We start from the raw sequence: 18,548 nt of genomic DNA, 5'->3' as shown, positions 1-18,548 counted from the left end.
CCGAAATCCTGGACGGCGACGACAAGCGGCTTAGGCTCCCTCCCCTTCTTTCTCAAATCAGACTATCGGCGCAGCCGCCGAAAACGTCGCTCGCCTGAAATCGGCAGATTTCCACAATTCACGGTGGAATGCCGCCGCCGTTTTGTCATAACCCCGAATTAGACGCAGCAAATCGAAAGCCAGGAACGACAAAGGCCCGGGGTCGAAACCGCCGGGCCTTTGGGGATCGGGTCAGGCTAGCGGGTCAGGCTAGTGCCTGTCCATGATCATTCAGAAACGACAAAGGCCCGGGGTCGGAACCACCGGGCCTTTGGGGATCTGGTCAGGCTAGTGCCTGTCCATGATCAACTTGTGTCCATGATCACTTACAGTGCCTGTCCATGATCACTCCATGTCCATGATCATCTGCATCTACAGGCTAGTGCCTGTCCATGATTGATATGCCAGTTTGGTTCTTGGTGGAGCTGGGAGCAGAGATGATGGTGGCATCTACGATGCTTCCTTCACGCAACATCAAGCCGTTTTTCTCCAGGTGTTTGTTCACCTCTTTAAACAGCGCCTTGCCAAGACCGTGCTGCTCCAGGAAATGCCGGAAGTTGAGAATCGTCGTCTCATCTGGCAAACGGTCCAGCTTCAGACCCGCGAAGTGCCGCATGGATTCGATCTCGTACAGCGCGTCTTCCATGGCCGGATCGCTCAAGTTATAGAACAACTGCATGCAGTGAACCCGCAGCATGGCAGGCAGCGGATAAGGGGGCCGTCCGTTCCGGCCCTTCGGGTAATAACGGGCTACCTTCTTCTCCAACTGCTTCCACGGAATCAGCTTGTCCATCCGTTCCAGAAAGATCTCGCGACGGGTCTTGCGCTTCTTGGTCTGGTATTCGGCTTCGGAGAAGGTGATCTGATCCATGCTGGCAACGATCCTATGCGATTGACGATGGCCGTATTATCGCTGATTTTGGAGACTTATTCAGAGCCTCCTTATATATCGTCAATAAGGCAAATGTGGCGCCAACTTTTTAAAGACATCTTTGCCTGCTAGTTAAACACTTCGAGCACTTTCGCTTCCAACCGCTCACGATGATGCGACTCCAGAGGAGCTCCAGCTGAAGTTACCAACAAAATATGCCCATCAGTATGGATGGCAAGCAATGAGCTCGCCCCCGGTAAGTAGCCTTGCTGGACACCGACACGCTTGCCATTCGGCAGGTCGTGGATAACAAGATTCGCTGAGTAACAGCGCCCCTGCTTTTTTTCCCGACAGCCAGGAACTGAGGGTAAAGTAAGAATTTCAGGATGTTCAAAATATAGAGATTGCATGAGCGCCACCAGCTCCTCTGGCTTACCAACAAGTCCTGCAGCCGGTGCCAGAGCGCTCACATCCAGCCAAGATGCATACGTCTGATTGAACCTCCAATCGTTGGAATAGTCGTATGAGGGCTCATCCGCCCTGAAACTCGACCCGATAAAACCCAAAGAAGGATACCTGAAAAGGTATTCACGGGTCATATAACTCTCGAATGGCTCGCCAGACTGCCGAGAAATGACTTCTCCCAAAAGGCAATAGGCAACATTAGAATAAACACTGTTGCTACCTGGCTGACCTGCAAGCCGAACGGAAGATAGCCTTGAAAAGTCGTGGGGGCACCAGGGTTGTTCATCCTTTTTTATCATATTGTCAGAACCAAAGGGCCCACCGAACCCCGAAGAATGACTCATCATCGAATAAAGACTGACCTCGGATAACCGATCATCGGCAAGGGTCTTCGGATCAATCTCTGGAAAATAATCCAAGAGCTTTGTTTCGAGTGTGACACTCGGGTTACCACCGACCATATTCAGCACGGAGAACGCAGTTAAAGTTTTGGTTACGCTGGCGAAACGGAAACTTTGATAGGAGGGGTTGATTGATCCGGATGACGAGGTGCATTCAGAAAGCGCGCCATCGCTATCCAAGAATAGGATATGGTTATCGAGGGCAAAAAAGGGGAGAGAAGTTCCGGCTAACACATCTCTCAGCTTTTCAGAACGACTGCCAGAGCATTTAATCTGTAAACCGACCTTGACTGCCTGCAAAAAGTAAGGGCTTTTTTTAACGTAATGCGGATATACAACATAGAAATGTACCACTAGGGAAAGGATCGCAATCGGAAACAACAGAAGCTTTATTATGCGCAAAAGCTTGCAATGAACACCTGTCATTTTTGTTTATCCCTAATAAAAATGGGCGCCCAACTTGGCGCCCATTTTAATCTCTGTTGCGATTAGCTCATCACGCCGGCTCGGGATTTGTTTCGGCCGGAGGTGTTTCAAGATCGCTCGCACAGCCGGAGGGACGGTAGTTGGTGTCCACATCAGTGGTGCAACCCCACACGCCATCTTCATCGCGGTTCCACTCGAGAACGCTATCGTTCAGAGCCGCAGCCGCGCTGCCGCCGAATGTAGCGATAATCTCTGCAGTGTTGTTCGCAGCATCGATGTTAACTTCCAGACCCGGATCCTGAATCGTTGCACCCAACAGGTTGCTGGCAGTCCAGCCAAGGTTGCACTCGGTAGCATCAGCAGGATCGGTGGTAACAATAGTGGTACGCCCTTGCAGCATGCAGTTCTCGACAGCAGTACGCAGTGAGCCGGTCTCGCTCATCACACGGGATACCTGGGAGCTGGCAATGTAGTTCTGGTACTGAGGAATAGCGATAGCAGCCAGGATGCCGATGATCGCAACCACGATCATCAATTCAATCAGAGTAAAACCCTGCTGACCTTTGTTCATCTGAATCTTTTGCATGTTATCAACCTCAAGAGTTGTCATTTTTCGTTTATCCAGCTCCGGGGCGGTGGAGCGTTGCCCCGTTTCCGCGCTGAGCGTGGTGTAACTTAAGCAGGCACCATGCCAATTGCAAGAAAATGTGAAAAATCAGCGTTCACACAGTGACTTAAATCAAAAAACGCCAACCACGCCAGTCCACACACCCAAACCCTGGTGCCCCTCCCCGCCCAAAGGTGACAATTTCCGTCACCCAAGCCGGCAATTTCAGACAGGCCACTTTTATCTGCATGTCTTTGAGAAAGATCAAACCTGAGACACACCCCGCTTTCCAAAGCGGAACCATCCATCTAAACTCTGGTTCATAAATCCGAGATTCAGCCACTTATAAGACTTTCCTCAGAGCATTTATGGCGAGCAGCAACCGAAACGTGACGCTGACGGGCCTGGCCCGTCGATTCGTGGAAGACGGGCTTCTGGACGAAGACGTGGCGAAGGATGCCTTTCTTCAGGCCTCCAAGAACCGTATTCCGCTGATCACCCACCTCACTCAGAACGACCTGGCCGACAGCCGCAGGCTGGCGTTTTCTGCCGCCATGGAGTTTGGTGTATCGGTACTGGACCTGGACGCCTTTGCCCCGGAAATGCTGCCGGAAAAGACGGTCGACGAGAAGCTCATCCGCAAACATAACGCCCTGCCACTTTATAAGCGTGGCAACCGATTGTTTGTGGCCATTTCAGACCCGACCAACCTGCAAGCGCTGGACGAAATCAAGTTCAACACCGGCCTGAGCACAGACTCGATTCTGGTAGACGACGCCAAGCTGCGTACCGCCATCGATAAATATCTGGAAAGCCAGGATTCCACCATGGGCGACTTGGAAGACGCCGATTTGGAAGGGGTGGAGACTGAAGGCGGTGATCAGGAAGACGAAAAGGCCGTCACTGCCGAGGTGGATGACGCGCCCATCGTCAAGTATGTGAACAAGATGCTGCTGGATGCCATTCGCGGCGGCGCATCGGATGTGCACTTTGAGCCTTACGAAAAGTCCTACCGTGTTCGATACCGTACCGACGGCATTCTGAAAGAGATTTCCCGCCCGTCCATCAAGCTGGCACCTAAGATTTCTGCCCGGGTGAAGATCATGGCGCAGCTGGATATCTCCGAGCGCCGGGTTCCCCAGGATGGCCGGATCAAGATGAAGCTGTCCAAAACCAAGGCCATCGACTTTCGGGTGAACACGTTGCCCACTCTGTGGGGCGAGAAGATCGTGCTTCGGATTCTGGACCCGAGCCAGGCCAAGCTGGGCATTGATGTACTGGGTTATGAAGAAGACCAGAAGCAGCTTTATCTGGATGCCTTGGAACAGCCGCAAGGCATGATCCTGGTTACCGGGCCCACCGGTTCCGGTAAAACCGTTTCCCTGTATACCGGCTTGAACATCCTGAACACCACCGAGCGCAACATTTCCACGGCGGAAGACCCGGCGGAGATTAACCTGGAAGGCATAAACCAGGTAAACGTTAACAACAAGGTGGGCCTGGGGTTTGCCGAGGCACTGCGAGCCTTCCTGCGTCAGGACCCGGACGTGATCATGGTGGGCGAGATCCGGGATCTGGAAACCGCCAACATTGCCATCAAGGCGGCGCAAACCGGGCACCTTGTGCTGTCCACCCTGCACACCAACAGCGCAGCGGAAACCCTGACCCGGATGATGAACATGGGCGTGCCGGCGTTCAACATTGCCACCTCGGTGAGCCTGATTATTGCCCAGCGTTTGGGCCGGCGGTTGTGTAATGGCTGCAAACAGCCGGCGAATATTCCGGTGGATGTGCTTTTGCAGGAGGGGTTCACACAAGAACAAATTGATACAGGCTTCACGTTGTACCGCCCCAAGGGCTGTGATAAATGCAATGGGGGATACAAAGGCCGCGTTGGTATTTACGAGGTGGTCAAGATTACAGACGAGCTGGCCAACATGATTATGGAAGAAGCCAGTTCCATAAAAATAGCAAAGCAGGCTCAGGCGGAAGGCTTCCGCACACTTCGGCAGTCCGCCCTTCTGAAGGTAATTCAGGGGGTGACCAGCCTTGAGGAAGCCAACCGCGTGACGAAGGATTAAGCATGGCAGAAAAATCACATAGGCTGGAAACGTACGTTTGGGCAGGTAAAGACCGGAAAGGCAATGCATCCAAGGGCGAGATTATGGGGTCCAGTATTGCTCTGGCCAAAGCCCAACTGCGTAAGCAGGGGGTGATTCCGGACAAGGTCAAGAAAAAGCCCAAGCCGTTGTTCGGCGGCAGCAAGAAGATTACGCCGTTCGACATTGCCATGCTCACCCGGCAGCTGGCCACCATGATGAAGGCTGGTGTGCCGTTGGTGCAGAGTTTTGACATCGTGGCAGACGGTCTTGAAAACAAGGGCCTGCAGGAGTTGGTGGTAACCATCCGGAATGACATTTCTTCCGGCTCCGGCTTTGCTGCGTCTTTGCGCAAGCACCCGAAATACTTCGATGATTTGTATTGCAACCTGGTGGATTCCGGTGAGAAGGCCGGTGCATTGGAAGCGATGCTGGATCGGATTGCGACTTATCTTGAAAAGACGGAATTGCTCAAGAAGAAGGTCAAGAAAGCCATGACCTACCCCATCGCCGTTATCGTGGTGGCAATCGTGGTTACTGCGATTCTGCTGGTAAAGGTGGTGCCGCAGTTCGAGAGCCTGTTCCAGGGCTTCGGGGCGGAGCTTCCAGTATTTACGCAGATGGTGGTTCGGCTATCTGAGTGGATGCAGAGTTGGTGGTTTGTCGTGCTGCTGGGCATTGTGGGTACAATCTTCCTCTTCAAGGAATCCAAAAGGCGTTCCCAAAAATTCTCAGATATTGTCGACAAGTACGTGCTGAAACTGCCGGTTGTGGGCGAAATCCTGGACAAATCCGCCGTAGCCAAGTTCGGCCGTGTTCTTTCCACCACCTTCGCCGCCGGTGTGCCGCTGGTAGATGCCCTGGATTCCGTCGCCGGCGCCACCGGCAACGCGGTTTACCGGGATGCCATCCAGCGTATCAAGAACGATGTTTCCAGCGGCACCCAGCTGCAGGCTTCCATGCGCCAGCAGGACATCTTCCCTGTGATGGCAGTGCAGCTGACGGCCATTGGCGAAGAGTCCGGTAACCTGGACGAGATGCTGCAGAAAGTAGCCGAACACTATGAGGCAGTAGTCGACGACATGGTAGACAACCTGACTGCCCTGATGGAACCCATGATCATGGCGGTTCTCGGCGTGCTGGTAGGTGGCCTGATCATTGCCATGTACCTGCCGATCTTCCAGATGGGTCAGGTTGTTGGCTAAACACCGGCCCGTTCCTGCTCCCCGTTTCTTTGGGGAGCAGGCATTCTCCCAACATTTCCGATGAGTTCCTGAATGCCCTCTCTCGACGTATTCCTCAACACCCCCTGGCTCCTCTACCTAACCGTAACCCTCGTCTCCCTCTGCATCGGCAGCTTCCTGAACGTAGTGATCCTGCGCCTGCCCAAAATGATGCATCAGGACTGGCGCTGCCAGTGCGAGGAATTTCTGGAGGTCCCGGAGGCGCAGCGCAAGCAAGAAGAAACCATCACCCTCTCCAAGCCCGCCTCAACCTGCCCCTCCTGCGGCCACAAGATTCGGGCCTGGGAGAATATTCCGGTGGTGAGTTGGTTGTTGCTGGGCGGCAAGTGCTCTTCCTGCAAATCCCGGATTTCGGTTCGTTACCCTCTGATTGAGGCCGTTACCGCAATATTCTCGGTGGTTACGGTGTTCTTGCTGGGGCCGACGGAAGCCGCGCTTTGGGCCTTGCTGCTGGTGTGGGCGCTGGTGGCGTTGACGGTGATTGATTTCGATACCCAGTTGCTGCCAGACAGCATCACCCTGCCGCTGATGTGGCTGGGCCTGGTGCTGAATTATTTTGGCGTGCTGACGGATTTCGAGAGCGCCTTCTGGGGTGCTGTGGCGGGGTATTTGTCGCTGTGGTCGGTGTATTGGTTGTTCAAGCTGGCCACCGGCAAGGAAGGTATGGGCCACGGGGATTTCAAGTTGCTGGCGGTGCTTGGGGCCTGGCTGGGATGGCAGTTGTTGCCGGCAGTGATTTTGTTGTCGTCCCTGGTGGGGGCTGTGGTTGGTATTGCGCTGATGGTATTCAAGAAGCACGGGCGTGAGGTGCCGATTCCTTTTGGGCCTTATCTGGCGGCTGCCGGATTGCTTGGATTGTGGTTTGGGGCGGAGATTCAGGGCTTCTGGTTTGGGTTTTTGGGAGTTTGATGCGTGAGGATTATTGGTTTAACAGGCGGTATCGGCTCCGGAAAATCCACCGTGGCCCGGTTGTTTGGGGAGCTGGGGGTGCACTGGGTGGATGCCGATAACGTAGCCCGTGAAGTTGTGGAACCGGGGCAGCCGGCACTGGCGCAAATTGCAGAGCATTTTGGTGCTGAGGTGTTGCAGGCGGATGGTTCGCTGAACCGCGCCTGGTTGCGCCAGCGGGTGTTTGCAGAGCCTGCGGAGCGGGAGTGGCTAGAGCAGTTGTTGCACCCGGTGATTCGGGAGGAGCTGGTTCGCCAGCTGCATAACCCTCCCAGCCTTTCGGCTAAGGGCAACTCCGGCGATTATCCGTTACCTTATGTGCTGCTGGTATCTCCCCTGCTTCTGGAAACCAATCAACACCAACTGGTTGAGCAGTTGATTGTGGTGGATGTGCCGGAGGAGGTTCAGCTGGAGCGCACTATGGCGCGGGATGCCAATTCCCGGGAACAGGTGGAGCGGATTATGGCGGCGCAACTGGGCCGGGACGAGCGGCGGGCGCGGGCAAGCGCTATTATTGATAATAACCGCCCGCTGGATAACGTGGAGCTTCAGGTTTGTGAGCTGCATAACCGTTTGCTGGCTGAATTCAGTTAAGGAGCTTCGGCTGCGTTACACCTCTTTTTTTGTCCTGTTCCTGGCCTTCGGCGCGGTTCTGGCACCCACAGCCCGTGGCGGCGAGCCGGTGTTCAATATGCAAGCGGCGCCGGTTCGATGCGGCGCAGATTTTCAGTGTGCGCAAGCGCCTGAATAACCGGTCGGTGGTTACGCCCCGCATTGGCGTTCTGGGCGAGAGCCAGCCGTCCTGGCGCACTACGTCCTACTTTGCGGATTTCACCTGGCGTTATCGCATGTACGAAGACTGGCTGTTCGCCGAGGTGGTGCCGGCCCTGGAGTTCCCCCGGGAAGACAGCTTCCAGGACCGGGCCTCGGTGGTATTGCGTATCGAAATGTATTTCTCCGGAACCATCAGCCGTGACTAGACCCCGCCACAAAAGCAAACCCGCTGCGGAAGCCCTCACCCTTACCCCCATTGCCTATACCCGCTCCTGCTTTCAGGACAAGTTCGGGGTGCCGCGCCAGCCGGGGCTCACCAAAAATGCCCACGCCAGTTTGGTGATCGAACCGCCGTTCGACCGGGAGGACGCCTTCCGGGGCCTGGAGTCCGCCAGCCATCTGTGGCTGGTGTTCCAGTTCCACGAGGCGGTGCGGGCGGAATGGCGGCCTGTGGTGCGCCCGCCCAGATTAGGCGGCAACAAGAAGATGGGCGTGTTCGCCAGCCGCTCGCCGTTCCGGCCTAACAGCCTGGGTTTGTCGGTGGTAAAAAATGAGGGTTTGGACAGGCACAACGGCCGGCTGGTGCTGAAGATCAGCGACCATGACCTGATTGAAGGCACGCCGATACTGGATATCAAGCCCTACCTGCCCTTTGCTGATGCCTTACCGGAGGCCTCCCTCGGCTGGGCAGAAGAAGAACCCTTACAGCGGTTGCCGGTCAGCTTCACCCCGGAGGCCGGAACACAACTGGCCGCCCTGCCCCCGGCGGACTACCCGGATTTACGGGGGCTGATTGAGGATGTTGTGAGTTACGACCCGCGCCCATCGTTCCGCCGGGGCCGGGATGAGGCGCGCATTTACGGCGCACACCTGTACGATCTGAACGTTCGTTTTCGTTTTGTAAACGAGGGCGCTGCCGTGCGTGTGGAAGTGGTATCGGTCTGCTAAACTGCCGCGAGTGATTTTGTCGTCGACACAGGGAATTTGTGCCTTTGCCTTCCAAGCAGTTTTTCAAGCGTTTAGGTGTTCGCCCGCTGGCGTTGCGGCTGCTGGCATGGGTGCTTTTGTACAGCGTGGTGCTGTCGCTGGTGGCCACCGGCGCACAGATGTATGGCGAGCTGGCCAAGGTATCCTCGTTCCAGCAATTCTATGACGAGGTGCTGGGCCAGGCACTGCACAATCTCTGGTTCCAGTCCATCGTGGTGATGTTGGGTACCCTGGGCCTGTTGCTGATTGTGCGCATTACCCTGTTCCGGCACCTGGAAACCATGGCGGATTACGCCGCCAGGCTGAACCTGGACGCCCTGGTTGACCCGCTGAAACTGCGCCGCAAGGCTCCCAAACGGCCGGATGAACTGTCAGAACTGGAGCAGGCCCTGAACCGCATGCGCCTGCAGATCCTGGAAGACACCCGTTCCCTGCGCCAGGACTCCCTGAAATCCCGGGACGAGCGCGACGAAGCCATCCGCGCCAACCATGCCAAGAACCAGTTCCTCGCCAATGTCAGCCACGAGCTTCGCATTCCCCTGCAATCCGTACTCGGTTACGCCAACCTGCTGACCGACACACCGCTGGACCAGGAACAGCGGGAGTATGTGAGCACCCTGCTGGGCGCGTCGGAAAACCTCTCTGCCATCATTAATGACCTGCTGGACATCTCCGCCATGGAAGCCGGCAAGATGGAGCTGGAAGCCATTCCGTTCGACCTGCGGGAAACCCTGAACGACCTCATCCACATGCTCGGCAGCCGTGCCCGGGAGAAAGGCCTGGCACTGGAAGTGCGGGTGGATGAGAACCTGCCCTGGGCGCTGGTGGGTGATCCGGTACGTATTCGCCAGGTGATGCTGAACCTGCTGTCTAACGCCATCAAGTTTACCGATTCCGGCCATGTGCTGATCAGCATTGAAGTGCTGGGCCGGCGGGGCGACAAGGTACGCCTGCGGTTGGCCGTGGAAGACACCGGCGTGGGCATTAACCCGGAAGATGTTCCGCTGGTTTACGAACCCTACGTGCAGCTGGGCCAGCAGTTCCAGCGGCAGACCCCGGGGGCCGGGCTGGGACTGACCATCTGCCGGCAGCTGATCGGGCTGATGGGTGGCTCGCTGGACCTGGAAAGCCGCCCCGGCGAAGGGTCCACCTTCTGGGCGGAAATCAGCCTGCCGGAAGCGGCAGACAGCGCGGCCCGGGTACGCCCGGATTCCCGAAAGGTGCATCACAAGCGCATTCTGGTAGCGGATTCCTATGAGTTGTCCCGCAAGATTACCCTGGAAATGCTGTCCCGCCACGAGGTTCACATTGAGGCGGTACGCTCGGCGGGCGAGGCGCTTACCTTTCTGCGCCAGGCCTTTGATGCGGGCACGCCCTACGATGCAATCATTCTGGACGGCTTTGTGCCGGATATGGACAGCGACATGCTGTGCCGCCAGATTCGCGGCAACCAGCAGTGGCAGGATATGCGCCTGCTGATTCTCTCGTCCAACCCCCAGCGGGGCGATGCCGAACATTTCCGCCAGGCCGGGGCCGATGCTTTCCTGAGCAAATCCCTGCGGGAGTCTTACCTGATTCCGATTCTGAACCAGCTGTTTGCGGATGCAGAGCAGCAGGAGCGCCGGTTCCTGACCCGCTTTTCCCTGCAATCCATCAACCACACCGGCTCCGTACGCCGGGAGCTGGCCTGCGGCTGTATGCAGGTGTTGCTGGTGGAAGACAACCCGGTTAACCGCACCCTCACCCGCCGCCTGCTGGAGAAACTGGGCTGCCAGGTGATGACCGCCAACGACGGCGAAGCCGCGCCCTCCCTGTACCAGACCCACCAGTATGATGTGATCATGATGGACTGCGTGATGCCTCGGGTAGACGGTTTTGAAGCCACCCGCCGGCTGCGCCAGTGGGAGCGGGACAACCACAAACCCCGGATACCGGTGGTGGCCCTGACCGCCAGCGCCATGGAAGAAGACGAGGAAAAATGCCGGGCGGCGGGCATGGATTCCTTCGTAGCCAAGCCGGTGAACATGGAGATGTTGCGGGCGGTGCTGGACCAGTATTGCCAGGCCGCGGCCAGCATGGACTAAGCTCGCGCGTCATAACCCCGCCCCGTCACCCCTTAACAGCGACTTACAGCCATTTAAGTTGTGGCGCCGCGCGCAGGTGTTTACCATTCCCCACGAATTAAAATGAAAGCAACAAAGGTGTCATCATGAAGATTACCCGCATCTCTGCCCTCGCTTTGTCCCTGGCTGCCGCTCCGGTATTTGCCAGCGACCTGGACCTGAGCCTGACCAACGATTCCGTTAAGGGCCAGGTAAACTTCTTCGGCACCCAGGACGAACTGCAGCTGGGCGCTGGCTACACCTATCACGAAGGCAGCCGCCACATCGGCAACGTGGACTTCCACGCCCAGGGCCGCACCGCCCTTGGCAACCTGCCTACCACCGCCGGCATTGGTTTGCGCGGCATCGCCTGGGATGACGACCAGGTAGACGGCGGCGCTGTGGGCCTTGGTGGCTTTGCTACCCTGAACATTCCGGATGTGCCGGGCCTGTCCTTCACCGGCGCCCTGCACTACGCCCCGAGCATTTTGTCTTTCGGTGATTCCGACGACATGACCAGCGTAGAACTGCGCGGCAGTTACCGTGTGATCCGCAACGCAGAAGTGTTCGCCGGTTACCGTTACCTGAACACCGAACTGGATTTCCGCGGCTCTCCGGATATCAACCTGGACGAAGGGGTGATGGCCGGTATGAAGATCTTCTTCTGATACCCGCCTTGCGGCCGCCCGGTTTGATGCCGGGTGGCCGATTCGTGCCCGCTTTCACGCTCTCCCCTTTGTTTTGCTGCTAGGCTGTGCCGAGATACATCATCCGGATTGCCTTGCATGAAATGTCGCCTGATTTCTGCCCTTGCCCTGCCCTTCCTACTGACCGCCTGCGGCGGTGGTGACAGTGCCATTGATGGCGCCCGCGAGATTCCCAACCGTTTTGGCAATACCGTCAACGCCCTGGACGACTTTAACCCCGGCAGCACCGGCGACTCCGGCAATACTGCCGGCCTGAAGGCCAATGAAGTCCGGATCACCATGGAAGTGCCCGCCTTTTATGCCCCGGATGCGGAACAAACCCGGCGCAACCTGAGAATCGTGATTCCGGACCAGGTGCAGGTATACCGGAGCAACCAGGGCGGGCAAAACCTTGGCAGTGTGGCCTACAGCACAAGTACCGGTGAGGACGGCCACATTATTGTGGCGTTTCCGGACGGCCAGCCCATCGGCCCGGATGTGGTGATTGAAGCCCGTTATTCCGGCGGCGGCCAAACAATTGCAATGAAAGCCCTGGCGGCGGATTCAGACCGGGATGTGAAGGTGAATCCCTTCTCCCATTACCTGGTGCAAAACGGACTTGGCGGTTACTCCTCCACCGAGTTTCAGGCCGTGATGGACTGCGTGAACGACCGGGGCGGCGCCCTGTGCCTGAACAAGTATGTGTGGTCCAGCCTGGCCGACCAGGTACACGATTTCGAGATTGATATTGCCGGCAACCTGACGCTGGATGCTGCCGTCAGCACGCTGGCCGGGCGGGCGGATTTTGCCGGCTATATTGAGCAGATGGCGGACTATGCCCTGCTGGGCCCGAATGCGTCTGGCACCATCCGCGCCAGCTCTGCAGACTACAACTCGGTATTTCTGGGCCTGGAACTGGGCCCCACCTTCCGTGACGCCCGCTACCCCGGTGCCGGCCAGTGGGGCGCTCGCACTGCACAGGAAGAAGATCTGGGCGGGGCATTTCTCTACCCGGCCCTGACCCTAACCTCCTTCGAGGCCTTCAATATCAACGTGACCTCCCTGGCCACCGATATTCCCTATGACCGGAGCACCCTGGTTCACGGCTTTACCAATCCGGACGGCCACCAGTTCGCCCGGGAAGACGACTGGACCCGAAACAGCCATTCCAGCTCACCGGGTGCTGCCACACTCACGCCGCCCTCAGAAGACGGCTCCGACCCTGCCCGCCTGCTGGCCGGCCGCGCCCTGTACCAGAGCATTACCGATGAACCGGGCAGCGCCAACAATGGCTGGACCCGCAACCCCTATTTCATGGATGCCTTCACCTCCGCCCCGGGCGATGAAAACCAAAGCCCGGACCGGGTGCTGGGCAGTTACTTTACCGCCGGCAAGGCCATCGCCCTGGCTGATGCAGACGGCAAGCTGAAGCGCCAGGAAACCCTGGAAGAACAGTATCTCTCCGTGCTGGAGCTGCATCTGTTACGCAGCGAAGATTTCGACATGGCCGGCATTACCGGCAGCGATTACAACCTGGTGTACCTTACTGCCCAGTTTGGCGGCAGTAATCCGGCAGCCTTCGAGACCGGCTATGGTGAGCTGGGCGGCGCTGATGGTGCACTGACCACAAATAACGCGACCATCTACCGTGGCAACACGGGGGCTGCGGGCGCAGGAGCGTCTTCGGCCGTGACCGACACCTGGAACATTGCCAACCGGCCGGCCCAGCTCAGTTCCGGCACCAAGAATATCGGCCGGCTAAGCCTGTGCCGCAGCTGTACCGAAAGCGAGCCGCCGCTGGGTCTTGGCGCCGCTACGCCCGATGGCTCCCTGCTGGCGTTCAATCTCGACGACGCGGGACTTGGCGATGGCCTGGTGATCGCCGGCAAAACCACTTCCCTGACTGCTCCCATTGCCGGCGATTACCGGGTTCAGGGCACGATGATCGCTCTGGATGCCGGCCAGAACAGGCTGCATCAGGTAGCCGATGGCTTACTCAAACTGACCGAAACCGGCGCAGATCTGACCGCCACCAGCTACCGGGTTAGCCATACCATCACAGAGAACGCGGTCGGCACTCCGGAAAATGAGTTGCTCGACCTTGGGTTCACCGTGACACCCGGTGGCAACGGCACCATCCAACTGGCGGGAGGCGAGCTGGTTCTGAACGGCTTCTACACCGAATCCGGTGACCAGATGTTTCTGGTGGTCCAGGATAACACCGGCCCGGAACTGCGCACCGGCCTGCTGATCGCCACACTCATTCCGGAATCAGCGGCAGCTCAGTGAACAGGCGTAAGCCGTATAACCTGTTATAATTCCAGCCATATCGATTTTGGCGAGAGGTTTTATGACGTTAATCTCCCGGGCACTTTTGCTGTGTGTTCCCCTGGTGTTATTTGCAATTGCCGGTGCTTTGTACTCCCCCGAAGCCCCGGAAAGTGAAGACACCGACATTGCCCTGGGCTCCCTGCCCGAACTGCCTGAATGGACCGCCGACGGCCTACCGGATTTTTCCGGGTACCAGGACACCACCGAAAAGAAGGCTGCCTTTTTCTCATTTCTTTACCCTCGCATTGAACTGGCCAACAACCGCATTCTGCTGGAGCGGGAATACCTGCAATCCCTCTCTGGCAAAGACGAGTTGACTGACGATGAACTGGAGTGGCTGGAACGCCAGGCGGGCCGGCTGAGAGTCGAGGCGAAGAACGGCAGCTCCAAACAGTTTGAGCAACTCACGGAAAAGCTGGATGTGATTCCTCCGTCCCTGATTATGGCCCAGGCCGCCAATGAATCTGCCTGGGGCACTTCCCGCTTTGCCACCGAGGGCAACAACCTGTTTGGCCAGTGGTGTTTTACCCGTGGCTGCGGGCTGGTGCCGCTGAGCCGCCCGGAAGGGGCCAACCATGAGGTGGCAAAGTTTTCGTCGCCTTATTATTCTGTGCGCTCTTACATCCAGAATCTGAACCGGCACCCTGCCTACCAGCCGCTGCGGTCGATACGCTCCACGGCCCGGGCCGACGGTGATGCTTTTTCCGGCATCGCCCTGGCACAAGGCCTGCTGAGCTATTCCGAAAGGGGCGAGGAATATATAAAAGAGATCCGCGCCATGATTCGCTACAACAACCTGGAATTCTACGACAAGCAATTCCGGGCTCAACTGGACTGACGAGACTTTCCCATGCTGGACTTTTTGCCCGCCCCGTTGAAAGGGGTCCTGGTGGTTTTGCTTATCCTGCTGAACACCCTTATTTTCCTGCCGTTTTTGCTGCTGTTCGCCATCATCAAACTGATTATTCCGGTGAAATTGGTGCGTACCCTGTGCACACGGATGGTGAACCTGATTGCCTGGTACTGGATTGGCTTCAACAACACCCTGGCGGACCTGTTCCACAAGATTGAGTGGGATATTCGCGGCGCCCGGGAGCTGAGCAAGAAGCACTGGTACTTCGTAACCTGTAACCACCAGAGCTGGACCGACATCACCGCCATCCAGTACGCCCTGAACAACAAGATTCCTTTGCTAAAGTTTTTCCTGAAAAAGGAGCTGATCTGGGTACCGCTGCTGGGTGTTGCCTGGTGGGGGCTGGACTTCCCCTTCATGCACCGGCACACCAAGGAGCAGATTGCCAGGCGGCCGGAGCTGAAGGGCAAGGATATAGAGGCCACCCGCAAGGCTTGTGAGAAGTTCCGCTACACCCCGGTGACCATTTTCAACTTTATGGAAGGCACCCGCTTTACCCCGGAAAAGCACGCCCGGCAGAATTCCCCCTACAAGAACCTGCTGAAGCCGAAGGCCGGCGGCACCGCGTTTGTGTTCGGCGCCATGGGCGAGATGATCCACACCATGTTGGATGTGACCATTGTGTACCCGGACGGACGGCCCGGCATCTGGGATTACCTGAGCGGCCGAGTGCGCCGGATTATCATCGACATCCGCACCCGGGAAGTGCCGGAGCGTTTTCTGGGCATGGATTACGAAGGCAACCGGGAACTGCGGGCAGACTTCCAGCGCTGGGTAAGCGGGATCTGGGCCGAGAAAGACGCCCGCATCGAGGAACTGAAAGCGGGCGCCTGATTACAGGATGCCCAGCTCGCGAGCCCGGACAATGGCCTGGGTTCGCGATTTCACATCCAGCTTGGCGTTGATCCGGCGGGCGTGGGTTTTCACGGTGTGCAGGGAAATGTGTAGCTTGTCTGCGATCTCCTGGTTCGACAAGCCCTGGGCGATCAGCTCCAGCACGCCCTGCTCCCGGTCACTGATGGGTTCTGCAAGGGTCTCGGTGGCGACAGGCGCATTGTTGAGACCAAACAGCTGGCCCAAATCCCGGTTGAGGGCGTTTTCCGGTAGTTGCCGGAAGCATTTCTGCATCAGTGGTGTGAGTTCGTTGACCAGCTCCGCAAACGGACTGATAAAGCGCTCGCTGGCAGCCTGGCGAATCACCTGCTCCAGCTGTTTCCTGGCGGCCGGCAAACCCTTCTCCTGTTGCAGCAGGACGGCACTCAGCAGGCCAACGTGCAGTTCCAGCCCCCAGGGTAAGGTATCGCCATAACGGCCCAGAACGGCGTCCAGCTGCTCCCTGGCACGAACCAGGTCACCACTGGCCATGTCCGCCCGAACCTGCAGGCAGTCCATCAGCCCCGGCATCATCGGGAATAATTCCGGCACGCAGCCACCCTGTCGATACGGCTGGAGCTTTTCGATGGCCTGGGCGGCACTGTCTGTCTGGCCATGGGATAACCAGCAGCTGGCTTTCAGGGCTTCCAGTACCGGCACGTACAGGGATTCATCCACCTGCCAGGCGTGCATGGCCCGCTCTGCCCGACCAATCCACACAAAGGCATCTTCCAGCCGGCCCTCGGCTTTACACATCAGCACCCTCAGGGCCATGGCCAGCAACAGGCCCAGGTCCCGGGTCTGTTCGGCATGGCGTGAGCAACTCACCAACAGGCGATCGGCTTCGTCCAACCGGCCCTGATGCCACAGTACCAGTACCAGGTTCAGTTCCAGCCGGGTTTCGCCGATGCGCGCCGGGCGGCTGAGTTCGTGCATGGCGGTGTCCAGGCCGGTTCTGAGCAGCTGCTCCGCATGCCCGAGCGCGCCCTTGCCCAATTCAATACGGGCGTGGGCGTAAACCGCCAGCGCCTCGGAGCCGGAATCGCCCGCTTCCCGGGCCAGCTTGGCCGCTGCGCGGTTGGCATCCCGGGCTTCGTGGAATTTGCCGGCGGCACACAAGGCACTGGCACGAACAATCTGGGTGACCAGCTGGGCCTGGGGTGATAAGCCTCCAGCGGCGAGCGCCTTGTCTGCCATGGCCAGCGCCGGCTGCACATAGCCTTCGCCCCTCAGGATAAAGGCTTTCAGGGCGTAGATGCGGGCTTCCTGTTGCTCCCGGTCCTCCGGCGAGAAGCCTTCGAGCAATTGTCGGGTCTGGTGGAACTGTCCGCCAATGGCATGAACCCAGCTGTAGACAATGCGTAATCGCGCGCTGCGCTCCAGCAAGCCGGCAGGCAGGTGTTTGCGCAGAGTAAGCAGGGATGCGGTGTCCTGGCCCAGCAACAAGGCCTCGGTGCCCTCAGAGGCAATGCGCACGACTTCTTCGGCATCTCCGGACAGCAGTGCGTACTTCAATGCCTCCGGAAACTGGTTGCGCTGCCCGAACCAGCGGCTGGCCAGCAGCATGCGAGTGTTGTAACCACCCAGTGCCGGTGTTTTCAGCCAGGCCTGAAGTAACGGATTGAGGCGATACCAGCGGCCACGGCCGGATACCGGCTGCAGGGGCAAGCCCTTTTCACAGGCAACGGACGGCAGCATGCCCGAGTCGCCAACCGATGCCTGCAGGGCGATAAACAGTTCATCCGACACCCCGTCCAGCTCCGCCATCATGCGCAGCGAATTCATCTGGCCGGGCGCCATCTGCCCCAGCACCGAGCCTTTCAGGAAGCGTTCAACGGAGGCGGTTTCCTGCATCGGCCGGCGTTCCGGACTGCGCAGCAGCTCCCGCCGGTACAGGGCCAGCGGTGTAGGCCAGCCTTCGGTGAGGCTATACAGATGATCAATGGCGACACTGGTAATCAGGCTGTCCGGCCGGGCGTCCTGGAAGTAGGCAAAGGTTTCCGAGCGGGTGAATTCCAGGCTCTCGCGGCCAACACATTGGTAACGGTTTTCCAGCTCAAGGGTGTGGCATTCGAACGGTAGCGGCAGCCGGGAGGTAAAGGCTACCGACAGGTTGCCCGGCATATCGCAGACAAGCTGCTGCAGCAGCCCGCCCACCGCCGGATTGGTCAGGTGGTGCAGGTTATCCAGCACCAGCACATCCCGGCCCTGCTGCTCCAGACGGCCCTTGGCCACCAGCATAACGGCCAGGTTGTCTTCAAACGTGCCGCCACCCTGATTCCCGGGATGAAGGGACTGGGGCAAATCCAGCGCCATGGCGATGAGGGATAATAAACGGGACGGCGCGTTGTCGCCGGCATTCAGGGTAACCCAGCGAATCCGGTCAAACTCACTGGCACCCTCGCTGAGGGCGCTGACCAGGCTGTGGGTTTTGCCGTAACCGCAGGGCGCTTCCAGCATCAACAGGGAGCGGGGCGCGAGGCTATCCATAATCTGCTTCGAAAGCGCGGGGCGGGGCTGATGATCTTTGGGAATGGCCGGCAACTGAAGCCGGTGCTCCAGTAAATCCCGAACCAGCTCGCCATTTTGCAGGTTGGTATTGGCGCCCTGAAACTCGTCGTTGGCAGCGTTGCCTTCGTTAAAGGATTTCACTCACGGCCCCGATTACACCTTTAGTATTAGAGATTGGCCTCGAGAGTAAACCAAAGCGGGGTCTGGCTGCAAAAAATTGGCGGGGCTAAACGGGGTTAGTGACGATTTTCCAGCGCTGTAATGTGACAAC

14 protein-coding genes and 1 pseudogene are annotated in these 18,548 nt (G+C 58.0%); 11 read left to right on the top strand and 4 right to left on the bottom strand.

Going from position 1 to position 18,548, the window contains the following annotated elements; translation table 11 throughout:
• Positions 1–448 precede the first annotated feature (448 nt).
• The 3 genes and pseudogenes from LWH94_RS14625 to LWH94_RS19445 all read right to left on the bottom strand — a co-directional run.
• Positions 449–910: pseudogene (locus tag LWH94_RS14625) on the bottom strand (IS5 family transposase); the annotation flags it as partial.
• A gap of 128 nt (positions 911–1,038) precedes the next feature.
• Positions 1,039–2,202, bottom strand: coding sequence for a serine hydrolase domain-containing protein (locus LWH94_RS14620; protein ID WP_232902685.1), 1,164 nt, complete (start codon positions 2,200–2,202; stop codon positions 1,039–1,041).
• Between the two features lie 70 nt (positions 2,203–2,272).
• On the bottom strand, positions 2,273–2,812 hold the full coding sequence (locus LWH94_RS19445) for a pilin (RefSeq protein WP_269802609.1): 540 nt from the start codon (positions 2,810–2,812) through the stop codon (positions 2,273–2,275).
• A 365-nt stretch (positions 2,813–3,177) separates the two neighbouring features.
• On the opposite strand from LWH94_RS19445, the gene pilB reads away from it, so the two are divergent.
• From pilB to LWH94_RS14555, 11 genes are all read left to right on the top strand, one after another.
• The gene (gene pilB, locus LWH94_RS14605) at positions 3,178–4,890 is read left to right on the top strand and encodes a type IV-A pilus assembly ATPase PilB (RefSeq protein ID WP_232902684.1); all 1,713 of its coding nucleotides are present in this window, start codon (positions 3,178–3,180) and stop codon (positions 4,888–4,890) included.
• A 2-nt stretch (positions 4,891–4,892) separates the two neighbouring features.
• Positions 4,893–6,113: a type II secretion system F family protein gene (locus LWH94_RS14600; RefSeq protein ID WP_232902683.1), complete on the top strand. Its 1,221-nt coding sequence runs from the start codon at positions 4,893–4,895 to the stop codon at positions 6,111–6,113.
• A gap of 72 nt (positions 6,114–6,185) precedes the next feature.
• Positions 6,186–7,061, top strand: a complete 876-nt coding sequence (locus LWH94_RS14595) for a prepilin peptidase (RefSeq protein ID WP_232902682.1) — start codon at positions 6,186–6,188, stop codon at positions 7,059–7,061.
• Positions 7,062–7,064: 3 nt separating this feature from the next.
• Entirely contained in the window at positions 7,065–7,694 is a 630-nt protein-coding gene (gene coaE / locus LWH94_RS14590; protein ID WP_232902681.1) for a dephospho-CoA kinase, read from the top strand.
• Positions 7,695–7,831: 137 nt separating this feature from the next.
• Positions 7,832–8,080, top strand: coding sequence for a hypothetical protein (locus LWH94_RS14585; protein ID WP_442914999.1), 249 nt, complete (start codon positions 7,832–7,834; stop codon positions 8,078–8,080).
• Positions 8,073–8,822 carry a tRNA (N6-threonylcarbamoyladenosine(37)-N6)-methyltransferase TrmO gene (gene tsaA, locus LWH94_RS14580; protein WP_232902680.1) on the top strand — a complete coding sequence of 250 codons (750 nt, stop codon included), beginning with the start codon at positions 8,073–8,075 and terminating at the stop codon, positions 8,820–8,822. Before LWH94_RS14585 ends, tsaA begins: the two co-directional genes overlap by 8 nt.
• Positions 8,823–8,866: 44 nt before the next feature.
• Positions 8,867–10,945 (top strand): response regulator, encoded by a 2,079-nt coding sequence (locus tag LWH94_RS14575; protein ID WP_232902679.1) that lies wholly within the window; start codon positions 8,867–8,869, stop codon positions 10,943–10,945.
• A 125-nt stretch (positions 10,946–11,070) separates the two neighbouring features.
• Entirely contained in the window at positions 11,071–11,631 is a 561-nt protein-coding gene (locus LWH94_RS14570; RefSeq protein ID WP_094623941.1) for a YfaZ family outer membrane protein, read from the top strand.
• A 117-nt stretch (positions 11,632–11,748) separates the two neighbouring features.
• A complete protein-coding gene (locus tag LWH94_RS14565) occupies positions 11,749–13,938 on the top strand; it encodes a hypothetical protein (protein WP_232902678.1) in 2,190 nt (729 codons plus the stop codon).
• A 61-nt stretch (positions 13,939–13,999) separates the two neighbouring features.
• Entirely contained in the window at positions 14,000–14,818 is an 819-nt protein-coding gene (locus LWH94_RS14560; protein ID WP_232902677.1) for a glucosaminidase domain-containing protein, read from the top strand.
• Between the two features lie 12 nt (positions 14,819–14,830).
• Entirely contained in the window at positions 14,831–15,727 is an 897-nt protein-coding gene (locus LWH94_RS14555) for an acyltransferase (protein ID WP_232902676.1), read from the top strand.
• Here LWH94_RS14555 and LWH94_RS14550 read toward each other — a convergent pair whose 3' ends face one another.
• Positions 15,728–18,418 (bottom strand): LuxR C-terminal-related transcriptional regulator, encoded by a 2,691-nt coding sequence (locus LWH94_RS14550; RefSeq protein ID WP_232902675.1) that lies wholly within the window; start codon positions 18,416–18,418, stop codon positions 15,728–15,730.
• Positions 18,419–18,548: the final 130 nt, after the last annotated feature.

The sequence above is a fragment of the Marinobacter sp. G11 genome (assembly GCF_021282325.1).
Lineage (GTDB): Bacteria > Pseudomonadota > Gammaproteobacteria > Pseudomonadales > Oleiphilaceae > Marinobacter > Marinobacter vinifirmus.
Note: the sequence above shows the minus strand (reverse complement) of the source record. Positions and strands in the feature narration are given on the sequence as shown.